Source organism: Streptomyces sp. MA5143a, assembly GCF_900290235.1.
Lineage (GTDB): Bacteria > Actinomycetota > Actinomycetes > Streptomycetales > Streptomycetaceae > Streptomyces.
Genome location: NZ_OLMK01000006.1, coordinates 59507 through 81392, shown reverse-complemented (window position 1 = coordinate 81392; position 21886 = coordinate 59507). Strand labels below are relative to the sequence as shown.

General features: G+C 72.1%; 17 protein-coding genes. 9 read left to right on the top strand and 8 right to left on the bottom strand.

The window, feature by feature from the left end:
- The first annotated feature begins 383 nt into the window (after positions 1 to 383).
- Positions 384 to 1361 (top strand): lytic polysaccharide monooxygenase auxiliary activity family 9 protein, encoded by a 978-nt coding sequence (locus SMA5143A_RS01595; protein ID WP_258193213.1) that lies wholly within the window; start codon positions 384 to 386, stop codon positions 1359 to 1361.
- Positions 1362 to 1480: 119 nt separating this feature from the next.
- Here SMA5143A_RS01595 and SMA5143A_RS01590 read toward each other — a convergent pair whose 3' ends face one another.
- Positions 1481 to 2134, bottom strand: a complete 654-nt coding sequence (locus tag SMA5143A_RS01590; protein ID WP_107461005.1) for a Tat pathway signal sequence domain protein — start codon at positions 2132 to 2134, stop codon at positions 1481 to 1483.
- Between the two features lie 688 nt (positions 2135 to 2822).
- On the opposite strand from SMA5143A_RS01590, the gene SMA5143A_RS01585 reads away from it, so the two are divergent.
- Both SMA5143A_RS01585 and SMA5143A_RS01580 read left to right on the top strand, forming a co-directional pair.
- A complete protein-coding gene (locus SMA5143A_RS01585; protein WP_107461004.1) occupies positions 2823 to 3485 on the top strand; it encodes a DUF6230 family protein in 663 nt (220 codons plus the stop codon).
- Positions 3482 to 3898, top strand: a complete 417-nt coding sequence (locus SMA5143A_RS01580; RefSeq protein WP_107461003.1) for a DUF6114 domain-containing protein — start codon at positions 3482 to 3484, stop codon at positions 3896 to 3898. Before SMA5143A_RS01585 ends, SMA5143A_RS01580 begins: the two co-directional genes overlap by 4 nt.
- 106 nt (positions 3899 to 4004) lie before the next feature.
- On the opposite strand, the gene SMA5143A_RS01575 is transcribed toward SMA5143A_RS01580, so the two are convergent.
- A complete protein-coding gene (locus tag SMA5143A_RS01575; RefSeq protein WP_107461002.1) occupies positions 4005 to 4397 on the bottom strand; it encodes a hypothetical protein in 393 nt (130 codons plus the stop codon).
- A gap of 199 nt (positions 4398 to 4596) precedes the next feature.
- Between SMA5143A_RS01575 and SMA5143A_RS01570 the strand changes: the two genes are divergently transcribed.
- Complete coding sequence (locus tag SMA5143A_RS01570; protein ID WP_107461001.1) at positions 4597 to 5844, top strand: cytochrome P450 family protein; 1248 nt, start codon at positions 4597 to 4599, stop codon at positions 5842 to 5844.
- Positions 5845 to 6115: 271 nt separating this feature from the next.
- Here the strand turns inward: SMA5143A_RS01570 and SMA5143A_RS01560 are convergent, their stop codons facing one another.
- Genes SMA5143A_RS01560 through SMA5143A_RS01540 form a run of 5 tightly spaced genes read right to left on the bottom strand, consistent with a single transcriptional unit; the run spans position 6116 to position 10169 of the window.
- On the bottom strand, positions 6116 to 7471 hold the full coding sequence (locus SMA5143A_RS01560; protein ID WP_107460999.1) for a cytochrome P450: 1356 nt from the start codon (positions 7469 to 7471) through the stop codon (positions 6116 to 6118).
- Positions 7468 to 8070, bottom strand: a complete 603-nt coding sequence (locus tag SMA5143A_RS01555; protein ID WP_107460998.1) for a GTP-binding protein — start codon at positions 8068 to 8070, stop codon at positions 7468 to 7470. Before SMA5143A_RS01555 ends, SMA5143A_RS01560 begins: the two co-directional genes overlap by 4 nt.
- Positions 8048 to 8446: a DUF742 domain-containing protein gene (locus tag SMA5143A_RS01550; protein WP_107460997.1), complete on the bottom strand. Its 399-nt coding sequence runs from the start codon at positions 8444 to 8446 to the stop codon at positions 8048 to 8050. Before SMA5143A_RS01550 ends, SMA5143A_RS01555 begins: the two co-directional genes overlap by 23 nt.
- A complete protein-coding gene (locus SMA5143A_RS01545; protein ID WP_107460996.1) occupies positions 8443 to 8856 on the bottom strand; it encodes a roadblock/LC7 domain-containing protein in 414 nt (137 codons plus the stop codon). Before SMA5143A_RS01545 ends, SMA5143A_RS01550 begins: the two co-directional genes overlap by 4 nt.
- Entirely contained in the window at positions 8853 to 10169 is a 1317-nt protein-coding gene (locus SMA5143A_RS01540; protein WP_107460995.1) for an ATP-binding protein, read from the bottom strand. The genes SMA5143A_RS01545 and SMA5143A_RS01540 overlap by 4 nt, the downstream gene beginning before the upstream one ends.
- Before the next feature lie 360 nt (positions 10170 to 10529).
- Here SMA5143A_RS01540 and SMA5143A_RS01535 point away from each other — a divergent pair, with 360 nt between their 5' ends.
- Entirely contained in the window at positions 10530 to 11486 is a 957-nt protein-coding gene (locus tag SMA5143A_RS01535; RefSeq protein WP_107461028.1) for an AraC family transcriptional regulator, read from the top strand.
- A gap of 360 nt (positions 11487 to 11846) precedes the next feature.
- Here SMA5143A_RS01535 and SMA5143A_RS01530 read toward each other — a convergent pair whose 3' ends face one another.
- Positions 11847 to 12890, bottom strand: coding sequence for a GAF domain-containing protein (locus tag SMA5143A_RS01530; protein WP_107460994.1), 1044 nt, complete (start codon positions 12888 to 12890; stop codon positions 11847 to 11849).
- Between the two features lie 709 nt (positions 12891 to 13599).
- Between SMA5143A_RS01530 and SMA5143A_RS01525 the strand changes: the two genes are divergently transcribed.
- From SMA5143A_RS01525 to SMA5143A_RS01510, 4 genes are all read left to right on the top strand, one after another.
- Positions 13600 to 15570, top strand: coding sequence for a type I polyketide synthase (locus SMA5143A_RS01525; protein ID WP_107460993.1), 1971 nt, complete (start codon positions 13600 to 13602; stop codon positions 15568 to 15570).
- Entirely contained in the window at positions 15567 to 17198 is a 1632-nt protein-coding gene (locus tag SMA5143A_RS01520) for an amino acid adenylation domain-containing protein (RefSeq protein WP_107460992.1), read from the top strand. The genes SMA5143A_RS01525 and SMA5143A_RS01520 overlap by 4 nt, the downstream gene beginning before the upstream one ends.
- A gap of 458 nt (positions 17199 to 17656) precedes the next feature.
- Positions 17657 to 18841 (top strand): NAD(P)/FAD-dependent oxidoreductase, encoded by a 1185-nt coding sequence (locus SMA5143A_RS01515; RefSeq protein WP_107460991.1) that lies wholly within the window; start codon positions 17657 to 17659, stop codon positions 18839 to 18841.
- Positions 18842 to 19108: 267 nt separating this feature from the next.
- Positions 19109 to 21838, top strand: a complete 2730-nt coding sequence (locus SMA5143A_RS01510) for a sensor histidine kinase (RefSeq protein ID WP_181361674.1) — start codon at positions 19109 to 19111, stop codon at positions 21836 to 21838.
- The last annotated feature ends 48 nt before the right edge of the window (positions 21839 to 21886 follow it).

Here is a 21886-nt window from a genome sequence, read left to right as displayed (position 1 = left end):
GCCTTTCGTGGCCTGCTCATGTCAGGGGAGGAGCGGCAGCGTGTCGCTTCTTCGTCGAAGCGGCGGGGGGTCCAGAAAGGGGGTGTGGCGCAGAGGCCGGCCAGGCGCAAGCTGTTCACCAGGGGTTACCTGTGGTTCAGCTGTGGCAGCACAGTAGGCAAAGCACTGGTCATGGGGATACGGGGAAAACCCTCGACCCCCCTGAGGAACTCCCCTATCCCGCAGGGCAGTCGGGGCGGATATGCCGCTTCGCCGGGTTTGCCGAGGCGATGTCGGGAGCTCCACGGATGGCTGGATCCGACCGGTCGAACAGGGTCGGGTCCCGTTGAACGCGCTCCCGCCCGGTCCCGTACGACTCGGTGGACCACCCACCACCGAACCCCATGGATCGGACGTACCGGATGTACCGCTTGTCCGCCCACCGCGCCGCCGCTCTGCTCGTGGCGGCCCCCCTGCTCATGACGGCGGCGGCCGTCACCCCCGCGTCCGCGCACGGCGCGCCGACCGATCCGGTGAGCCGGGTGTCGGCGTGCTCGCCCGCGGGCGGCGCCCGGGCGAACTCGGCGGCGTGCCGGGCGGCGATCGCCGCGAACGGGGCGCCCTTCACCGCGTGGGACAACCTGCGGGTCGCCGGGGTGAACGGCCGTGACCGGCAGGTCGTCCCCGACGGGAAGCTGTGCAGCGGAGGGCTCGCGGCCTACCGGGGGCTGGACCTGGCCCGCTCCGACTGGCCCTCGACACGCCTGGCCCCCGGCGGCACGCTGAAGCTGACGTACCGGACGACGATCCCCCACACGGGGACGTTCAAGCTGTTCCTGACGAAGCCGGGATACGACCCGAAGAAGCCGCTCACCTGGGCCGATCTGCCCGAGCAGCCGTTCGCCTCGGTCACCGACCCACCGCTGCGGGACGGCTCGTACCGCTTCTCGGCGAAACTGCCGGCCGACCGCTCCGGCCACCATGTGCTGTACACGATCTGGCAGAACACGAGCACGGTGGACACGTATTACTCGTGCTCGGACGTGGTGTTCCCGGCGGCCGCGAAGGCAGACCCGGACGCCGGTGGGAAGCGGGCGGAGCGGACGCCGGACGCCCCGGACGCCGCCGGGGAGTCCGCGCCGGGCGGGAAGCCGAAGGCCGGGAAGGCCGGGCAGCCCACCCCCACGCCCACTCCCTCCCGCGAGCCGTCCTCGGCGGCCGGGGAGGTCGCGGCCGACGGCGGGGCGGAGGTGCCCGGCAGCCCCGTGGCCTCCACGACCGACGACAGCGGCACCTCCGTTCCGCTGGTGGCGGGGGGCGCCGCGGCGATGGTGCTCGCCGCGGGCGCCGCCCTCTTCCTCCGCGGACGCAGGCGCCGCTGACGGTGGCCGTGTCGGCCGGTGAGTACTCGGTCGGTCGGCCGGATCGGTGAGTACTCGGGGGTCCGGCCGGTCAGTGAGTACTCGGCCGGCCGGACCGGGTGGGTGTGCGCGGGTCGGCGTCAGTTGACGAAGACGGTGGCGCCGCCCTGGTCGCCGTCGGTGACGGGCGAGTACTTCGCGGTGAAGTAGCCGGTGCTGAAGCACAGCGACGAGCCCGAGGTCCGGGTGAACGGCTGGGCGGTGAAGTTGATGCTGTTGTCGGTGTTGCTGGCCGTGCCGCTGATGCTGGGCGCCTGGTACACGCAGTTGATGGTGCCCAGCAGGGTGCGCAGGACGACGGTGGTCTGGATGACCGAGCCGGCCTGCGGGCTGACGGTGACGACACCGTCCGAGGTCACGGTCGTCGTGTAGGGCAGGTTGTTGACCGTGATGCCGTTGACGCCGGTCACACCGAAGACGTTGCTGGTGCAGCCGCCGAAGGTGTGCGCGGTGACGGACTCGGTGGCCGTGCCGGGCGCCGCCGGGTTGTCGGTGACGGTGGCGGTGAAGGCCGACTGGCCACAGGAGATGCCGCTCGTGCCGGTGGCGCTGGAGCGGAACGTGGCGGCCGTGCCGGAGGCGAGGGTGGCGTTGAGGACGTCGCCGACCGCGACCGCGTCACCGGCGAGACCGCCGGTGGTCAGCACGGTGTCGGCGGCGGAGGCGGGGCTGACGGCCGCGACCATCAGGGCGGCGGTGCTTCCGACGAGGGCAAGGAGGGATCGCGTACGCATGGGGAGTGCCTCTTCTCAGGAGGATGAGAACTGCGGGTGAGTGCGCGCGGGTGGACACCGTTCGCGCGGGGGAACGCGGCGATGCCGCTCGGCGCCGTTCGGTCGCTGCCGATCCGTGACACGCCTTCTCCGTACGTGACGGATCGACAGCGACGGGTCCGGGATCCGGGCACGGCCCAGTGGAGGGGAAGGCGACCGTGCCCGGCACCGGCGAGGGGTGGTACCGCGTCGGGCCGCGCAGCGCTTTCCGTGTCACCCGCACCCCGTCGGCGACGGGGGCTCGGGACGGTGACGTGCGCTGCGCGTCGGATCCGGCGCCACGGATCCGTTGGGGGAAACCCGGGAGAGTTGTAGACCTGAGCGAGAGTCAACGTCAAGGCATCGTAAGGAAGTTGGGTGCCGGGAAACGCCGCCGGACATGCGGCGGGGAAGATCGGGGAAGGACAAAACCAAAGGTGAGAGATGTTCACCTTTCACAGGGGCGGCACAACCAACATCCTTTTGCCACAAGCACCTTGACCCTTGAATGTAACCACCGGTAACTTCCGGATTGGCTACTGCGGCGTAGCAAGTAAGCCCTTGCACCCTCGGGAGGTGTGCTCAGGCGTGCGCCGCAACCGCTGTCCGCGCCAGGACAACGTGCCGTCGAAGCCCCATCTGCAATGACTTAAAGGTCCAGGGAGCACACATGGCCTCGTCCTCGGACGCCACGGCGTCCACCAACGAAAGACCCGAGGGTTCCGAAACATCCGGCAGACGTGGGCGGGTGCGCCTCAAGCGCGCCGCCGTGATGGCGGTGCCGGCCACCGCGGTCGCCGCCGGTCTGATGATCCTCACCGCGCAGGGCGCCCTGGGCGTCCAGTTCGCCATCTCCGGCATGCCGTTCGTCGTCACCGCCGACAAGCTCGAAGGTGAGGGCTTCGCCCAGTTCGGCGCGCTGGACCACATGATCGAGAACAGCCCCAACGAGGGCGACACCGGCGGCCAGGTGCTCGTCGTGACCTCGGTCGTCAAGAACGGCAAGCTCACCAACCTGTGCCAGAGCGTCGACCTCGGCGGCATCCAGCTCGTCCTCACCGCGGGCAACAAGTCCACGCCGGTGAGCGTGAAGAACCTGGCGATCGACTCCGACGACATCAGCGGCGACGCCTCGTTCAACAACATCGAGATCGGCCGTGACTCCAGCACGTTCGACAAGGTCGGACAGCAGGGTCCCCCCGGTGTCTACGGCCAGCAGGCCGACTCGGTCACCATCACCGACCTGTACCAGCACAACTACGCCGCCACCGCCGCCGTCTTCAAGCTGCCCGACCTGCACATGAGCTTCAAGAGCGAGGGCTGCCCGAAGTGAGCGCGTTCCGGGAGTGGAGAGGACACCGGCCCTTCGCGGGCGGACTGCTGCTGTTCCTGGGCGGCGCGGAGATCCTGCTGACCATGAAGGCACCGCTCCCCGTCATCCTCAAGGTCGGAATGCAGGGCCTGGCGGGTTATCTGCTGCCCTCGCTGATGATCGTGTGCGGGCTGCTGATCATCTTCAACCCGTCCCAGCGGCTGTTCTACTCCATCCTCGGGATCCTTCTCTCCCTGGGCACCTGGCTCACGTCCAACATCGGCGGGTTCGTCGTCGGCCTGCTGATGGGCGCCATCGGCAGCACGCTCGCCTTCGGGTGGCTGCCGGACCAGGAACCCCGGCGCACCCGCAAGGACCGCGCCCGCGACCGGGCCGCGAAGCTGCACCAGCAGGAGCAGCCCGCCGAGGCGTGACACCCGCGGTACGAGAACCCCGCGTCTCCAGGGTCTGTCGTTTGGATCATGCCGGCTCCGGGCCACGGCACCCATGCCGGCCCAGGCGTGATCCAGACGACAGGCCCTAAAGGGGCGCGGGGAACTGCGCTGCCGAGGTCAGGGCCGCGCCCAGACGGGCCGTGTCGGTCCAGTAGCGGTCGTGGGAGAGCGGCACCCGCCAGTAGAGGCCGGGGCCCGAGGTACGGCGCAGGGGCGGGACCGCCACATGGCAGCCCGCTCCGAGGACCTGGACGCCCGCCATCCGCCAGTCGGCCCCGTCGCCGGGCGGCACCAGCCAGTACATGATCCCGCCGAAGCCGTCCTTGATGACGGCTCCCGTGGCGTCCCCGAGGGCCGTCAGCGCCGGTGCGCCGAGGGCGACCGGCACCCGGACCGCGTTCCACCAGCGCCCGGCGGGCACCGTACGCACCTCGGGGCTGTACGAGCACATCCAGCGCGGGGCCCAGCTGACAGTCATGGCACTCACCGGCTCTTCAAGGGGGGGGTGGGCCCGATCCTAGGAGCCGCTCCCGCACCCGACTTGCGGGAACGCGCAGGGAAGTTGTGCGCGTACGCAGCGCGTCGCCCGTGAACTCGCCCCGCGACACCGCGGAGCCGTAGCGTGACCGGGTTTCCACGGTGCGCCGTGGCAGTGTTCCCGACCGCAGGAGGGCCCGATGGGCAACCCCAGCCCGTTAGTCATTGACGCGTCCGGCCGTGACGTCCACGGCGAGGCCGACCGGATCCGCGCGCACGGTCCGGCGACCCGTGTGGTGCTCCCCGGGCCGCCCGCCGTCGAGGCGTGGGCGGTCAGCAGCCCCGAACTGCTCAAGCGGCTGCTCACCGACCCCCGTGTGTCGAAGGACGCGCGGCGCCACTGGCCGCGGTTCGCGGCCGGTGAGATCACCCCGGAGTGGCCGCTGTTCACCTGGGTCGCCGTGCAGAACATGTTCACCGCGTACGGCGGCGACCACAAGCGGCTGCGGACCCTGGTCGCCAAGGCGTTCACCGCGCGCCGGACGTCCGCGATGCGGCCCCGCATCGAGAGGATCACCGAGGAACTGCTCGACCACGTCGAGGACGGGCTGCGCGGCGGCGGAAGCGTCGACCTGCGGGAGGAGTTCTGCTACCCCCTGCCGATCCGGGTGATCAGCGAGCTGTTCGGGCTGCCCGAGGAGCGGGCGCCGGAACTGCGGGAGTTGGTGGACCGCCTCTTCGACACGTCCGCCGACCCCGGTGAGATGACCGCGGCCTACGAACGGCTCTACGGCGTCCTCGGCGAACTCGTCGCCGCGAAGCGGGCCACGCCCGGCGACGACCTGACCACCGGGCTGATCGCGGCCCGCGACGAGGACGACGCGCGGCTCAGCGAGCAGGAACTCCTGGACACGCTGGTGCTGATGATCAGCGCCGGTCACGAGACCACGGTGAACCTCCTCGACCAGGCCGTGCACTCCCTGCTCACCCACCCCGAGCAGCTCGCGCACGTCCGTGAGGGCCGGGCGACCTGGGACGACGTGGTGGAGGAGACCCTGCGGTACGAGGCGCCGGTGGCGAGCCTGCCGCTGCGGTACGCGGTGGAGGACCTGGACCTCGCCGCGTTCGGCGGGCCGCAGGGGGTGGTGATCGGCAAGGGCGAGGCGATCCTCGCGGCGTACGCCGCCGCCGGGCGCGATCCCGAACGGCACGGGAAGGACGCGGGCGTCTTCGACGTCACCCGCGTCGACAAGGAGCACCTCGCGTTCGGGCACGGGGTGCACTTCTGCGTGGGCGCTCCGCTGGGGCGGATGGAGGCCCGCATCGCGCTGCCGGCGCTGTTCGAGAGGTTCCCGGCGCTGCGGTTGGGGGCGGAGGGGGACGCGTTGGGGTACGTGGAGTCGTTCATCTCCAACGGGCATCGGCGGTTGCCTGTACGGGCTGGGTGAGGGCCGGGCGCGGTTCGTAGGTGCGGGGTGGGGGGTGCGTGGGCGGCTGAGGGTGAGTGGGGGCTGGTCGCGCAGTTCCCCGCGCCCCTGGAGGGACGGGCCTGCGGGCCCGCCCTCCCCCGGAAGGCGTGGGCCTGCGGCCCACCCTTCGGCCTGAAAAGCACGGGGCGCAGCCCCGGGCGCTTTTCAGGGGCGCGGGGAACTGCGCGACCGGCCACGACGGACCCGCAGACGCCAACGCACCCCGCGCCCCCGAGCTATGAGGCGCCCCCTACTCCCCCCGCCACCAGGACAACAACCGCGCCCACCCGTTCCTCCGCCCCGCACCCCCGCGCTCCGTCGCCGCACCCGCCGCAGGCGGGCCGGGCGGCATCGGCGGGACGGCGCGCGCCGACGCTGCCCGCACCGCCGCCGGGGTCGGCGGGAACGTGACCGGCAGGGCCGTGAGCGCCCGGTGGAACGGGCCCGGGCGCCACTCCAACTGATCCGCGCGCACCGCGAGTTCGAGGTCCGGCAAGCGGTCGAGGAGCTTCTCCACCGCGACCGAGGCGATCAGCCGGGCCTCGCTCTGCGCGGGACAGTTGTGCGGGCCGGCGCTCCACGCCAGATGGGCCCGGTTGCCCGCCCGCCGGTCCCCCGTCAGCGCGGGATCCGTGTTCGCGGCGGCCAGCGACACCACCACGGGGTCCCCGGCCCGCAGCGCCGCGCCCTCGTACACGACGTCCCGGACCGGGTAGTGCACCGCGTAGTTGGCCATCGGCGGGTCGGTCCACAGCACTTCGTCGAGCGCGTCCTCGACAGGCAGGCTGCCGCCGGACAGCTCGCCCGCGAAGCGGTCGTCGGAGAGCAGCAGCCGCAGGGCGCCCGCGATCAGGTTCTGCTGCGGCTCGGTTCCGCCGCCCATGAGCACGACGAGGCTGTGCACCATCTCCTCGTCGGTGAGCGCCGCCGGGTGCGCCAGCAGCCAGGAGGTGACATCGGGGCCGGGGGTGCGCCGCTTGAGGTGGACCAGGTCGAACAGGGTGGTGGTGAGCAGTTCGTCGGCCCGCTCGGCGTCCACCCCGTCGAAGATCCCGGACATGCCCTCGACCAGCCTCAGCCCGTGGTCGGCGGGGCAGCCGAAGAGGTGGTTGAAGACGAGCAGGGGGATGACCTGCGCGTACTCGCCCAGCAGATCGGCCTTTCCGGTGGGCGCGAACCGGTCGACGAGGGTGTCGGCGCTGCTCTCGACGTAACCGCGCAGGGTGTGCGGCTCCACACGGGCGAGGCTGTCGGTGATGGCGCCCCGCAGCCGCCGGTGCTCCTCGCCGTCGGTGAACAGGGCGTTGGGCCGGTACATCATCATCGGGACGACGGGGCTGTCCATGGGGACGGTGCCGTCGGCGAGGTCGTTCCAGCGGCGCGGGTCCTTGGAGAAGGTCTCGGTGCTGCGCAGCACGTGCAGGGCGGCGTCGTACGAGGTGACGAGGGTGGCCCGGACCCCGGGGGCGAGTTCGACGGGTGCGGTGGGGCCGTGTGCGCGCAGCCGCCGGTAGGCGGCGGCCGGGTCGGCGGCGAAGTCGGGGCCGTAGAGGGGCTCGTGGGCCGGGCAGCCCGGGGGCGGGCCGGGCGGCGTCTCGGGGGTCACGCGTGCTCCAGTTCGGCGTCGCGGCTCAGCAGGTACGCGGCGAGCGCGATCAGCGCCCGGGTGGAGGAGTCCGGATCGCGGGCGTCGCAGCGGACGAGCGGGGTCTCGGGCAGCAGGTCGAGGGCCTCGCGCACCTCGGCCAGGTCGTGCACCGGGGCGCCGTCGAAGTCGTTGACGGCGACGGCGTACGGCAGGCCCAGGTCCTCCAGGGTGCCCATCACCTCGAAGGAGTCGGACAGCCGTCGGGTGTCGGCGAGGACCAGCGCGCCGAGGGCGCCGCTCGTCATGTCCTCCCAGAGCCGGGTGAAGCGCCGCTGTCCCGGAGTGCCGAACAGGTAGAGGACCAGGGACGGGTTGAGGGTGAGACGGCCGAAGTCCAGCGCGACCGTGGTGGTGGTCTTGTCGCGGGTGCCGGCGAGATCGTCGACGAGGGCGCCGGCCTGCGTCAGGACCTCCTCGGTGCGCAGCGGCCGTATCTCGGAGAGCGTGCCGACGAACGTGGTCTTGCCGACCGCGAAGTGCCCGACCACGAGCACCTTGAGCGCGCGCCGCACCGTCGGCCGCAGATACACGTCGTCAGAGGCGGGCGCGAAGCCCATCGATGACCTCCTGGAGGATGCCGGCGTCGAACCGCCGGACGGCCGAGGGGCGTTCCCCCTGCTCGAAGGGGTTGCGGAACCCGGGGGACGGTGTGCGGGTGACGATGTGGCCGCTGTCCATGAGGTCGGCGACCAGCACCTTGGTGACGCTGACCGGAAGCGCGAGGTGCCCGGCGACCTCGCCCAGGGAGAGCGCGCCGTGCCGGCACAGCTCCGTCACCCGGCGCTTCTCCGGGGTCAGCCCGGTCGGCGGCAGGTCGTCGGCGGCGGTCAGCAGGGTGATCAGGTCCAGGGTGTTGCGGGTGGGGCGGGCGCGGCCGTCGGTGACGACGTACGACCGCACCAGGCGCCCGCCGGGCCGGGGGCGGGGCGTCATGTCCGGCTGCCCGTGGCCGGCCTGGCCGGGGTGGACAGCTCCTTGCCGAGCCGGTCGACGAGTTTGTGCATGCGGTAGGTGACGGCCTCCATGTCCACCTCGACGCCGGTGGAGACGGCGAGGTAGGCGCCCTCGCCTGCCGCGACGAGGAAGACGTAGCCGTGCCCGAACTCGATCAGGGTCTGCCGCCAGGGGCTGGTGGACGGGCCGCAGAACTCGGCGGTGCTGCGGCTGATCGACTGGAGGCCGGAGAGGCCGGCGGCGAGGCGTTCGGCGTCGTCGCGTTCGATGCCGGCGGAGTGGGCGCGGAGCATGCCGTCGGCGGAGAGCAGGATCGCGTTCCGTGCCTCGGGCACCTTCAGCACGTCGTCGAGCATCCAGCCCAGCTCGTTGGTCATGGGCTCGCTCATGCGCGGGGGGTCCCTTCGTTGTCGTGGGGGGTGGAGGGCTCGGGGGCGAGGATGTCGTCGTCGAGGATGCGCCCGGCGGCCCGGCCGAAGCGGGTGCCGCGGGCGAAGGCGCCCATGATGCGGGCGTTCTCCTCGGGTGACCGGCCGGGCGGCTCCTCGGTGTCGAAGAACTCCGGCTCGGGGACCACGTGCCGTCTGGGGGTACGGCGGCGGCGTTTGGGGAGGCCGCCCTCGGTGGTGCCCTCGGTGACCGCCGGGCGGGGGGCGTCCTCAGGGGCGGGCGCCGGGCGGGCCGGGGCCTCGGGGGCGGCGGGCTCCAGGTGGGTGAGCAGCGCGGCCGGCAGGAGTGCCACGGCGCGGACGCCGCCGTAGGGGGAGCGGGTGTCCACGGAGACGCTGAACCCGTAGCGCCGGGCGAGCACCCCGATGACGGCGAAGCCGAACCGGGGCGGGTCGCCGAGGCGGGTGACGTCCACGGCCCGGGCTCCGTCGAGCAGCCGGCCGGCGCTCTCGACGGCCTGGGCGTCCATGCCGACGCCGGCGTCGTCGACGATGACGCAGGCGCCGTTGTGCACGGTCTGCACGGTGACCTCGACGGTGGTGTCGGGCTGCGAGTGGCGGGCGGCGTTGTCGAGCAGTTCGGCGAGGGCGAGGACGACGGGTTCCACGGCGCGGCTCTCGACCGCGATGTCGACCTGGCCGTTGACCCGGATCCGCCGGTAGTCGCGAATGCGGGAGGTGGCGCCGCGGACGACGTCGATCAGCGGGGAGGTGGCGCGCTGGCGGCCCGGCCAGGATCCGCACAGGACGGCGATGGCCTGGGCGCGGCGGCCGAACTGGGCGTTGGTGTGGTCGACCTCCAGCAGATCGCGCAGGACGTCGGGGTCGTCGTGCCGGTCCTGCATCTCGGCGATGGAGATCTGCTGCTCGTTGGCGAGGGCCTGGAGGGAGCGCATCGACGCCTGGAGGGCGGCCTTGGCGGAGCGGTCGGCGCGGGAGCGGGCGTGGTCGACGGCGACGGAGAACAGGGCGAGGACCCGCTCCAGGTGTTTGCCGTACTCGGTGGCGGCGATCCGGGCGTCGCGCGGTCCGATGCCGGGGACGTCCTGGCCGGGGTGGTCGGCGAGCGCGGGCAGCCGGACCGAGACCAGATGGCGCAGCTCCTCCTCACGCGCCCGGACCTCGCGGACCAGGTCGGCGTTCCGTCTGCGCTGCCGCGCGGTGATCCCGTGCTGGCGCAGCAGGAGCACGGCGGTGGCGAGCAGGGCCGCGGCCAGGCCCCAGGTCACCGCCTGGGGTATCTGATCGGTCATGAAAGTCCACGAGTCCTTACGTCCTCAAGTCCCGGAACGTCCTCAGGTCCCGGACGGTGAACGCGGGTTGACGGAGCGCCCGACGTTAGTGATGCGGCCCCGGCGTGTCTTCCCGTGGCGCGCAGGGAAGTTGTCACAGGGCGCACGAGTGGCGCAAGGGGTGTGAAGGGGCCTGTGACCTTCCCTTCCGCATGATCGACCGACCGCACGGCACGGCAATCGCTTGCCGCGTTAGGGTGCGTCCACGGCCCGATCGGACTCCGAATCGTCTTTGATCATGCACCAGTTGAAGCTTTCGCGGTCAGGAATCGTATGAGATCGCAAGGAAGCCGTCGGGATCGATGAACGGGAGGAGTGGCGTTGCCCGCGGGAAGCTATGCCGTCGACGCGCTGAACACCGAGGAGTTGGAGCCGCGGGAGCGGGCCGACTTCTGGACCGAGCACATCGGCACGTACCACTCCCGGATGGGTTTCAGATACGCCCGCGCGGAGAACTTCCGCGGGCGGACGGTCCGGCAGCGCACCGACACGTATCAACTGGTCAAGTACCGCTCGGACCGGATCGAGTACAGCCGGACCCCGCACCAGGTGCGGCAGGACCCGGACGAGGACTACCGGCTGCTGCTGCCGCTGGGCGGGGAGATCGTGCTGCGGCAGGACGGCGAGGAGGCGCGGCTGACGCCGGGCACCGGGGCGCTGGTCTCCTTCGCTTCGCCGTTCCAGTGTCTCCAGAGCGACGCCGTCGACGCGTTCATCCTCACCGTTCCCGCCCGTGAGGTGAACGGCCGGCTGGGCTGCCGGTCGCCGGTGTCGGCCGGGCTGGACCTGACCCGGGGGCTGGGGCGGATCGTGGGCGGGATGCTGACCGCTCTGCACGAGGAGCGGGAGCATCTGACGGACCCCGAGTTCGACGCCGTCTCCGACCGGGTGGTGGAGCTGGTGTGCATGCTGGCCGCCGGGGACGACCGCCCCGATGTGCCGGGGCAGTTGGGTGAGGTGGAGGCGATGGTGCGCCGCTATGTGCGCGACCACGTGGCCGACCCGGGGCTCACGGGGACGACGGTGGCGCGTGCCCTCGGCTGGTCGCTGCGGCAGATACAGCTCGCGTTGCAGCAGGCGGGGACCACGCCCCGTGAGCTGATCCGCGAGGAGCGGCTGCGGCTGGTGCGGGACCGGTTGCTGTGCGCGGAGTGCGAGCACCAGTCGATCACGGACCTGGCCTATTCCGCCGGTTTCTCCTCCGCGAGCGCTCTCAGCACGGCCTTCCGGCGGCGCTACGGGGTGAGCCCGCGGGAGATGCGGCAGAGCCCGCGCTGACCGTGCGGCGGTGGAGGCGGCCCGGCGAGCGGCCTTCTGGAGGTCCTCGGACCGTCCGGTGACAGGTCGCTCACAAGCCACACGGCACGGACACGGAATGTGCGAGATGCCGGACGTCTCCCGTCAGATGTCCGGATTCCGGGGTTGCGGAACTTGGCCGAGATTGCCCGTATGTGGCCCATACAGCTTCCGGATTTCTTCGCCGATGACCGGACCGGGCCATGTGAGGTACGTCTCACCATGCGCCCGGTCCGTCGACGGGGATCCGGCCACCGAGCGGAGCCCGGCCCGTCGCCTGCCGGTGCGGCGAGGGTGCGTGCCGGGCGCCGCGGGTGCTGTGCGGGACTTTCACAACACCGCCTACGGCCGCTGTCCCGGGAACGCGCCCGCGCCGAGCTGCTCGAAGCGCTCCTGCACGTTGGCGGCGAAGGCCTGCTGCTCGGGACCGGCGAAGCCCTGCTGCTCGGGACCGGCGAAGGCCTGCCCGGTCACGTTCATGGCGACCGTCAGCACACCGCTGATGGGCGCGCCGGGCGAGGTGCGCACGGGGGTGCACAGGAAGTCGAACTCCTGGGGCTGCGGGTAGTCGTACGTGCCGAGACGCGCGCGGGAGAGGGTGACCGCGCGGCCGCTGTGGAAGGCGTCGTCCATGGCGCTGAAGACGCCGACGGCGTCCAGGTGCGGCAGGGCGAGCCGGCCCGGACTGAACTGCGGGACCATGCCGAAGGCCTGGCCCTGCCTGCCGTTGGCGTAGCGCAGCAGGTGGCTGGGCCCCTCGGTGAGCATGATGGGGAAGGGGGCACCGTCGAACACCGCGAACAGCTCCTGCTGCTGGGCGAGCAGGCTGTCGCGCAGCTTGAAGTCGGCGAGCAGGGTCTCGGAGAGCTCCTGCATGGCCTCGCGTATCCGACGGTCCCACTGGCGGGGCTCGAAGTCGGCGACGCAGAGGGTGCCGAGGATCATGCCGGTGTTGTCGCGCAGGGGGGTGCCGAGGTACGAGCGGACGCCCAGGTCGTTGACGAGGGGGTTGCCCTTGAACCTGGGGTAGTCGAAGACGTCGTCCAGGGCGAGCTGGGACCCCTGGGCGACCACATGGGGGCAGAAGCCGTAGTCGCCGGGCGCCTCACGGGACAGTTCGCTCAGGTCGAAGGGGACGGCCGGGCTGTCCGGGCCGACCTTCTCACCGGGGGACGAGGGCGGGATGTACATGCCGCGGAACATCTGCCGCTCGTCGTTGATGAAGTTCACCATGGCCAGGGGCGAGCGGGTGAAGCTCGCGGCGAGCCGGGCCACCCGGTCGAAGGTGGCTTCCGCTTCCACGCTGTTGAGGCCGAGCACCTGCAGCCGGAGCCTGCGCTGTTCGCTCGCGCGGAGTGCCTGGTCGGACGAGGTCTGGGGATCCATACCGCAGATGAAAGCAGAATCCAGGACTCCGCGGCTCACCACGGCCGTTAATTTCTGTCCCGGATGCCTCACAGACAACGGTGGTGGCTCTAGGCTGACTTGATGGACAGTGCCACGGACGGCCCTGACGGACCCCCTGCCTCACGGGCCCCGCCCTGTCGGCCAACCCGGGATCCTGTCCAAATTTCTCCAAGTTTCAACCTTCGGCGATCACTTCCCGCCAAACCTTGAACGACAATCGAGCGGAAACGATTTTGCGTACGACAATCGTGCGATGGTCCGGTTTTCGACGGTCGTGCGTGCGCTTCCGGCTGAACGAGAGGGTGTCGAGCGGTGGGGCGAGTGCGGTTCGGGCTGCGGACCCCCGGTCTCACATGTGGGCTGGAACACCCTTCCGCCTACGACGTTTTCACGCCAAGATCCACTGAGCGCACAGCGCAGCAGTACAGCATCCGGGGCGGTCGGCCACCGTTCCGGTTAGGGACCTGTCAACGACAGGTTCCGGGGCCTGTCGTCGACAGGCCTGAGTGAGGGCGCCCTGCCCCGCTGTTCCACGGGGGACCCGGTACGAGGACGTCCGGGTGGCCACTTCAGACTCGTGAACCTGAAACATGCTCACCATCCGCCGGACTCGGCGCCCCCGGGGCCACGTGGAGGTCGAGCGCGCCATCACACAGGCACATCGACGCAACTGCGAAGGAGAGGTCCGTTGAAGAAGTCGGACGTGGACGCACGGTCCGTGGCAGTGATCGGCATGGCCTGCCGACTCCCGGGGGCCGCCGGGACCGATGAACTGTGGAAGCTGCTGCGCGACGGCGTGGACGCCACCAGCGAGACCCCACCGGAACGTTACGACGTGGACGCCCTGCACGATCCCCGGCCGGGCCCCGGCAAGCTGGCCAGCAGGCGGGCCGGGTATGTGGAGGCGGCGGAGTTCGACGCCGAGTTCTTCGGACTGTCCGCCACCGAGGCGGTGGAACTCGACCCGCAGCAGCGCCTGTTGCTGATGACCACCTGGGAGGCGCTGGAGGACGCGGGCCAGCGGCCGGACGCCCTGGCGGGCAGCCGTACCGGCGTCTTCGTGGGCAACACCCGCGCCGATTACCTGGAGCGTGCCCTGCGGCTCGGCGCCGACGGGGCGACCGCCGCCCAGTTGCACAACTTCCGCTCGCTGCTGCCGGCCCGGCTCTCCCACTTCTTCGACCTCCGCGGCCCCAGCCTGGTCGTGGACACGGCGTGCTCGTCCTCGCTCACCGCCGTGCACAGCGCCGTGCAGAGCCTGCGCGCCAAGGAGATCCCGCTCGCCGTGGTCGCCGGTGTGAACCTCAAACTCCGCCCCGACGAGGGCCAGGTGATGACCGCGGCCGGGGGCATGTCCGCGGACGGGCGCAGCAGGTTCGGTGACGCGAGCGCCGACGGGCACGCGCCCAGCGACGCCGTCGCCGTCGTCGTGCTGAAGCCCCTCGCCGACGCGGTCGCCGACGGGGACCGGATCCGCGCCGTCATCCAGGGCAGCGCCGTCGGCAACGACGGCGGCACCAGCGACTCGGTGCTCGTCCCCTCCCTCACGGGCCAGCTCGACGTGCTGCGCTGGGCGTACGAGGACGCCGGGATCGACCCCGCCGACGTCGACTACGTCGAGGCGCACGGCTCCGGCTCTCCCGTGTTCGACCCGCTGGAGCTGACCGCGCTCGGCACGGTGCTGGGCGAGGGGCGCCCGGCGGAGCGGCCGCTGCTCGTCGGCTCGGTGAAGTCGAACATCGGTCACGCGGAGGCGGCGGGCGGACTGGCCGGGCTGATCAAGGCGGTGCTCTGCCTGGAGCACGGCGAGATCCCGGCCAGCCTCCATGTGGAGACCCCCAACCCCGCGGTCGCCTGGGACGAACTGCCGCTGGAGATACCCCGCTCGCCGCGCCCCCTGGGAGACCACGGCCGTCCGGCTGTCATGGGCATATCCGGTCAGGGTTCCTCCGCGCTCAACGCCCATGTCGTCCTGCGCCAGGCCGAACCCGCCAAGGAGACCTTCAAGGAACGGCTCATGGCGGCGCTGTCGATCACCACCTATGTGCTCCCGCTCTCCGCCCGGACGCCCGCCGCGCTGGACGCGCTGGCCCGGTCGTACGCGGAGTACCTCGACACCGGCGGGGCGGGCGCCGGGTACCCGGTGCGGGACATCTGCTTCAGCGCCGCGCTGCGCCGCCGCCACCACGAGCACCGGATGGCGGTGTCCGGTGCCACGCACGCGGAACTGGTGGCCGCGCTCACCGGAACGCCGGGCGCGCACGCCGCGCACTCCACCCGTGAGGTCGCCGACCGCTACCGGGCGGGCGAGGAGGTGGACTGGGAGAAGGAGTTCAAGGAGTTCAAGAAGGGCGCCCACTTCGTCCCCCTCCCCCACTACCCGTGGCAGACCAAGCGGTACTGGCCCGGTGAGAGCGCCCGCGGCGGGGACCTGGAGAGCGATCTGTCGTCCTGGCTGCTGCGGGAGCACGCCCGCACCGGCTTCGACGACGGCTCCACCCTCACCGAGATCGGCATCGACTCGCTCGCCCGGCTCCGTATCGTGGTGGAGCTGACCAGACGCTCCGGCCAGGAGGTCGACCCGGAGGAGTTCGGCCGCCTGCGCACGGTCGGCGAACTGCGCGAGTGGACCCGCGAGTTGGAGGCCGCGGCCCGATGAGCGCCCGCCCCGGGGTCGGCACGCCCGCCCCGAACAGACCCGGCGGCCCGGCGGCGCCCGGGCCGAGCACCGACCCGCAGACCCTGTACGGCTGGTTCGCCCGCTCCGCCGAGGAGTTCGCGGACGAGGTCGCGCTGGAGGTCGAGGACCGGCGGCTGACCTACGCCGGACTGCGGCGGCTCGCCGAGGGGATCGCCGCCCGGCTGCTCACGGCGGCGGGGGGTGAGCGGCCCCGGCGGATCGGGCTGCTGGCGAGCCGCTCGGTCGCCGCGTACGCCGGGTATCTCGCGATCCAGCGGGCGGGGGCCACCGCCGTCACCCTCAACCCGGAGTACCCGGCGGGCCGCACCGCCGGGATCGTCCGGGCGGCGGAGCTGGACCTGGTCATCACCGACACCGAGGACACGGACCCGGGGGTGCCTCGGCTCGTCCTGGACGAGCCGGCGCTGGCGGCGATCGCCGCGGAGCCCCGCCCGGACGGGGAGTGGCCCCGCGTGGGCCCGGACGATCTGGCGTACATCGTCTTCACCTCCGGTTCGACCGGGGCGCCGAAGGGCGTGCCGATCACTCACCGGAACATCTCCGCCAACCTCGGTCATGTGGCGCCCCGGTACGGTGTCGGGCCCGGCAGCCGGATGTCACAGACGTTCGAGCTGACCTTCGACGCCTCGGTGCACGATCTGTTCGTGGCCTGGGCGGGCGGGGCGACCCTGGTGGTGCCGGCCCGCAGTCAGCTGCTGTCACCGGTGAAGACCGTCAACGCCCTGCGGCTGACGCACTGGTTCTCGGTGCCCTCGCTCATCACGTTCGCCTCCCGCCTCGGCACCCTGAAGCCGGGCAGCATGCCCACCCTGCGGTGGACAATCTTCGGGGGCGAACCGCTGTCGCTGGCCGCGGCCCGCGAGTGGCGGGAGGCCGCCCCGAACAGCGAGCTCGACGTGCTGTACGGGCCGACGGAGCTGACCATCTCCTGCACCGGCTACCGCTTCCCCGCGAACCTCGCCGACTGGCCGGAGACCCCGAACGGCACGGCGCCGATCGGCCGGTGCTTCCCCACCCTGGACTTCCTGCTCCTGGACGAGGACGGCGAGCCCGCCGACACCGGGGAGCTGTGCATGCGCGGCCCGCAGCGCTTCCCCGGCTATCTCGACCCGGCGAACGACGCGGGCCGTTTCCTCCCCGCCGACAACGGCACCGGCGCAAGCACGGGAACGGGCACGGGCACAAGCACCGGCACCGGCCCGGTCACCGAGGCCGACTGGTACCGCACCGGCGACCGGGTCGCCCTGCGGGACGGGCAGCTGATCCACCTCGGGCGCACCGACCACCAGGTGAAGATCCGCGGCCATCGCATCGAGCTCGGTGAGATCGAGGCGATGCTGCGGGAGCAGGACGGAGTGCGCGAGGCCGTCGTGCTCGCGGTGCCGGCCGCCGACGGCGAACCGGAGCTGGAGGCCGCCGTCAGCGGCACCGGCTGCGCCCCCGACCGGCTGTTCGCCGGACTGGGTTCCCGGCTCCCTCCCTATATGCTGCCGCGCCGGATCACCGTCCTCGACGAACTGCCGCTCAACCCCAACGGCAAGATCGACCGCCGGGCCCTCCTCACCGAACTCACCCGCCCCCGCTGACCCTTCCCCGACCCCTCACGACATCTCCCCGCCCTCCTCAAAACCCTCACCCGAACCGGAAGCGACCGCGCCACCCCGTTGGGGAGCGATGAAGGGGACGCTCCCCTTCCGGCCTCCTCCCGTCTCCCGCCGCTCGACCCCCGCCCACCCCGACCGCACGAACCGTCCACCCACCCCTGGGGCCGGCTTGACCCCCGGCCCCGACCTCACCCGACTCTCCGATCCCGTCACCCATGAACCCCCGAAGTCGCCCGATCCCCCCACCCGCCGCGCACCGCCCCCTTCCCCGGGGCGTCCGCACGCGGCCCGGGGGTGTCCGCACGCGCTTCTCGGGGGTTCTCGCGTTCCCGGAGGGACCGGCCGCTCCCGGCGTGCCGGTCCCGCACCTCGCCGGTGCCCCCTCCCACCGCCGGCCCGTCCGCTCCCCTTCCGACATTCACCCATGTAGTGAGGCCCACATGTTCGACGCCATCGTGGTAGGGGCGCGCTGCGCCGGAGCCCCGACCGCCATGCTGCTGGCCCGCGCGGGCCACCGCGTCCTCCTGCTCGACAAGGGGGCCTTCGGCTCGGACACCCTGTCCACCCACCTCATCCACCAGCCGGGGGTCGCCGCCCTCGCCCGCTGGGGCCTCCTCGACGCCGTCCGCGCCACCGGCTGCCCACCGCTCGACCGGGTGAGTTACGAGGTGGCGGACATACGGCTGGAGGGCTGCGCCCGCGGTGTGGAGGGACAGCGCGCCGCGTACGCGCCCCGGCGCCGGGTCCTCGACCCGGTCCTGGTGGAGGCGGCGGTCACGGCCGGGGTCGAGTACCGGGAGAAGTGCGTGGTCACCGGCCTGCTGCACGACACCTCCGGCCGGGTCGTCGGTGTGGAGGGCGCACACGACGGACGGCCCTTCAGCGAACGCGCCCACCTGGTCGTCGGCGCCGACGGCATGCGCTCCACCGTCGCCGATCTCGCGAAGGCCCCGTTCACCGTCGAGGACGCGCGGCTGACCTGCGCGTACTACGCCTACTACACCGACGTTCCGGCCTCGCTGGAGCTGTACGAGAGCACGGGGTCCTGGGTGGCGGCCGTCGCCACCAACGACGACGCGACCCTCGTCCTCGCCTACTTCCCGCAGGCCCGCTTCGACGAGATCCGCTCCGACGCCTGCTCGGCTTACCGGGAGCAGGTCCGCACCACCGCGCCCACCCTGTACGAACGGATCGCGGACCGGGAGCCGGTGGAGCGACTGCGCGGAACGGGCGACCAGCGGAACTTCTTCCGGCAGGCGGCCGGGCCCGGCTGGGCGCTGGTCGGGGACGCCGGCCACCACAAGGACTCGATCACCGCCCGCGGCATCACTGACGCGTTTCAACAAGCGGAATCCCTGGCGAAGCACGCCGGCCCCCGTCTCGGCGGCGACCTGGCGGCCCTCGACGCGGCACTCGACGCGTACGCCGAGGAACGTGACGCCGCTCTCACTCCGGGGTACGAGGCGACCCTGGGGGTTGCCCGACTGGAGCCCAACGAGCAACGCTTGTCCCTGTTGCGGGCCGTGCGACAGGACCCGGAACTGACGTCCATCTACTTCGACACGGTGGCCGGTATCGGCACGGCGAGCGCCTTGTACACCCCCAAGCTGCTCACCCTTTTGTGATCTTCGTCAACTCGCGCCCACGAGCGGTTGGTTGCGGTCAAGCGGATGCTGACGGCCAGGCACGGGGCCTGATACGGTTCCCCACGGCCGCTGACATTTGCCGACGGCGTGTCAAGTCGGCGCACAGGGGGGATGTCGGACACCACGCGCCACCCCTGACCGCCATCGGATTTTCGCTGTCGTACGAGGAATCAGATGCCAGGCACCCGCGACCGGCGGACACGTCATCGGTCCGCCTCTCGCACATCCCTCCGGTACTCGTTCGTCGTGCCGTTCGTCGTCCCCGCGGTCCTCGCCACGGGAATCTGGGGCTACACGGCGGCCGGACTCGTCGACGAGCAGATCCAGTTGTGGGCCGAGTCGGACCGGGCCACCTCCGTCGCCGCGCCCGCGCAGACCGTGCTGTCCCGGCTCCAGGAGGAGCGCCGACTCACCGCCGTGTGGCAGACGAGCCGGGCCGGGTCGGACCGTTCGAAGCTGGACGATGCCCGCGAGAAGACGGACACCGCGGTCACCTCGTACCGCAAGGCGTCCATGTCCGCGTTCGACACCCACCGGTTGCGGAACCTGGCGGAGAAGCTCGACGACGCGCTGGACGACCTGGCGGCCCGGCGTTCCGCGATCGACGACCGTGAGCTCGGCGGCGACGGCGCCTTCCAGTACTTCACCGGTGCCGTGCAGGCCGGGGTGAACCTGTTCGGCGCGGCCGTGAGCAGCGAAGACGGCAGCCGCGCGCACTCCGCCGAGGCCACCACGGCGGTCGTACGGCTCACCGAGATGCTCTCCCGCGAGGACGCGCTGATCTCCGGCGCGCTGCCCTCGCGCAAGCTGACCCCGCAGGCACGCACCCGGTTCTCCCAGTACCTGGCGATCCAGCAGGAGATCCGCGCGGCGCTCAACGCCCGTGATCTGCCCGTCGGCGGCGCCGCCTCCTACGGGGAGATCACCGACAGCGCACAGTGGACCACCATCGGCGTCGTCGAGGACGCCATGACCAACGGCGAGGGCACCGCACTGCCCCGGCAGGCACCGACCTGGCCCGGTGCGAGCGAGGGTGTCATCGGCGATCTCCAGTCGCTGGGCGCCGAGTCCGTCCGGGGCGTCGCCGCCGCCGGTTCGCAGCGTGCCGACGACCTGCTCCTCGCCACCCTTCTGGGGTCCGCCGCCACCCTGGTCGCCCTGACCGCCGGGGCGCTGCTGGCCGCCCGCGGCCGGCGCTCCACGCTGCGCCGGATCGCCGACCTCCAGCGCAGGACCGAGGAGCTGTCGGACGTCTGGCTGCCGCAACTGCTGGCCCGAATAGAGCGCGGCGAGCGGATAGAACCCGAGTCCCTCGCCGCCGGCCGGCAGCCGTCGGCGGACGAGATGGAGCGGCTCGCCGGCGCCATCGAGCACCTGGGGCGGGTCGCCGCCGAGAGCGCGGTGCGCCAGAGCCTCGGCCGGGAGGGCTCCGAGAAGGTCTTCGCCCAGCTGATCCGCCGGACGCAGATCCTGATCCACCGCCTGATCTCCCTCCTGGACGACCTGGAGCGCAAGCACGAGGACTCCGACCTGCTGAAGGACATCTTCAAGGTCGACCATCTCGCCACCCGTGTCCGCCGGCACGCGGAGAACCTGGTGATCCTCTCCGGGTCGCCGCCCACCCGCCGGATGACGGCGCCCGTCTCCATCACCGACGTGATGCGCAGCGCGGTCGCGGAGACCGAGGCGTACACCCGCGTCAAGATCAAGAACCAGCCGGCCGACCGTCGGCTCGCCCTGACCGGGCGGGCCGTGTCGGACGTGACGCATCTGCTCGCCGAACTCATCGAGAACGGCACCAGCTTCTCGCCGCCGGACACCCAGGTGTTCATCAGCGCCACCAAGGTCGCCAAGGGCCTGGCCATCCATGTCGAGGACCACGGCCTGGGTATGCCGGAGGAGTTGCGGCACAAGGCGAACCACCTCCTCGCCCACCCGCCGAAGCTCGACATGACCGCCCTGGGCGCGGACCCGCGCCTCGGGCACTTCGTGGTGGCGCGGCTCGCCGAGCGCAACAACATCAAGGTGGAGCTGCGCGAGTCGGTGTACGGCGGCACGCTCGTCGTCGTACTGCTTCCGGCGGACCTCCTGGAAGAGGTGGACTCGCCGGTCCTCGACCAGCTCACGTCGGCGGTGGCCGCGTCGAACATGGCGGCGGTGTCCTCCGATACGGGCGAGCGGAGGGGGCTCGGCGGGGGCGGGCGCGCCGTCTCCGACGTGTCGGAGCCGCAGAGTGCCGGGGTGCTCGCCGGGGTGGGCGCCGGCGCCCTCTCCGGTGGCGCCGACCCGCTGGCGGCCCCCGGGAGCCTGCTGACGGACACCCGGATGCCGGACCACAGCGGATTCCCCGATTACGGAGGTGCCGGACTGCTGCCCCCCGAGTCGGCGCCCCCGGTGCCCTCGTCCCCGGGCACCCCCGACTGGGCTCCCCCGCAGGAGCCCGCCACGCACCACACCGCGCCCGCGGGGCAGACCACCGCGCCGCTCACCACCATGACCAGTGGTGGCGGCACGCCCGGCGCGGCGCACCAGGGTCCGGGCGCCGGATACGGCGGCGGATCCGAGTACGGCTCCGGCACCCGGACGAGTGCCGGAACGGAGTACGGGACCGGAAGCGGACCCCAGTACGGAAGCGGAGGCGGTGCCGGGCTCGGGCCCGCCACCTCCGGGTCGGGTGCCATGACCGGGCACTCCTCCCCCGCCGCGTCCGGCCGGGGCACCTCCTCCGGTCCCCTGACCACACCCCAGGTCCTGCCCCAGCGGACCCGGGGTGCGAGCCTCGCACAGCAGCTCCGCAAGGAGGCAGCGGACGGTCTGCGGAAAGGCGACACCGAGGCGGGACTCTCCCCCGACGCCTCGGCACGCGCCATGATCGCAATCCAGCAGGGGCTGAAGCGGGCCCGGCTCTCCGAGCCGGGCGGGCCGGACGGCAACGACGACCGGCAGGCACCACCGCGCGGCCCCGGCGCCACATGACGGGTGCTCCCCCGGCGCCCCACCCCCCGGCGCAACCCCCCTGGCGCC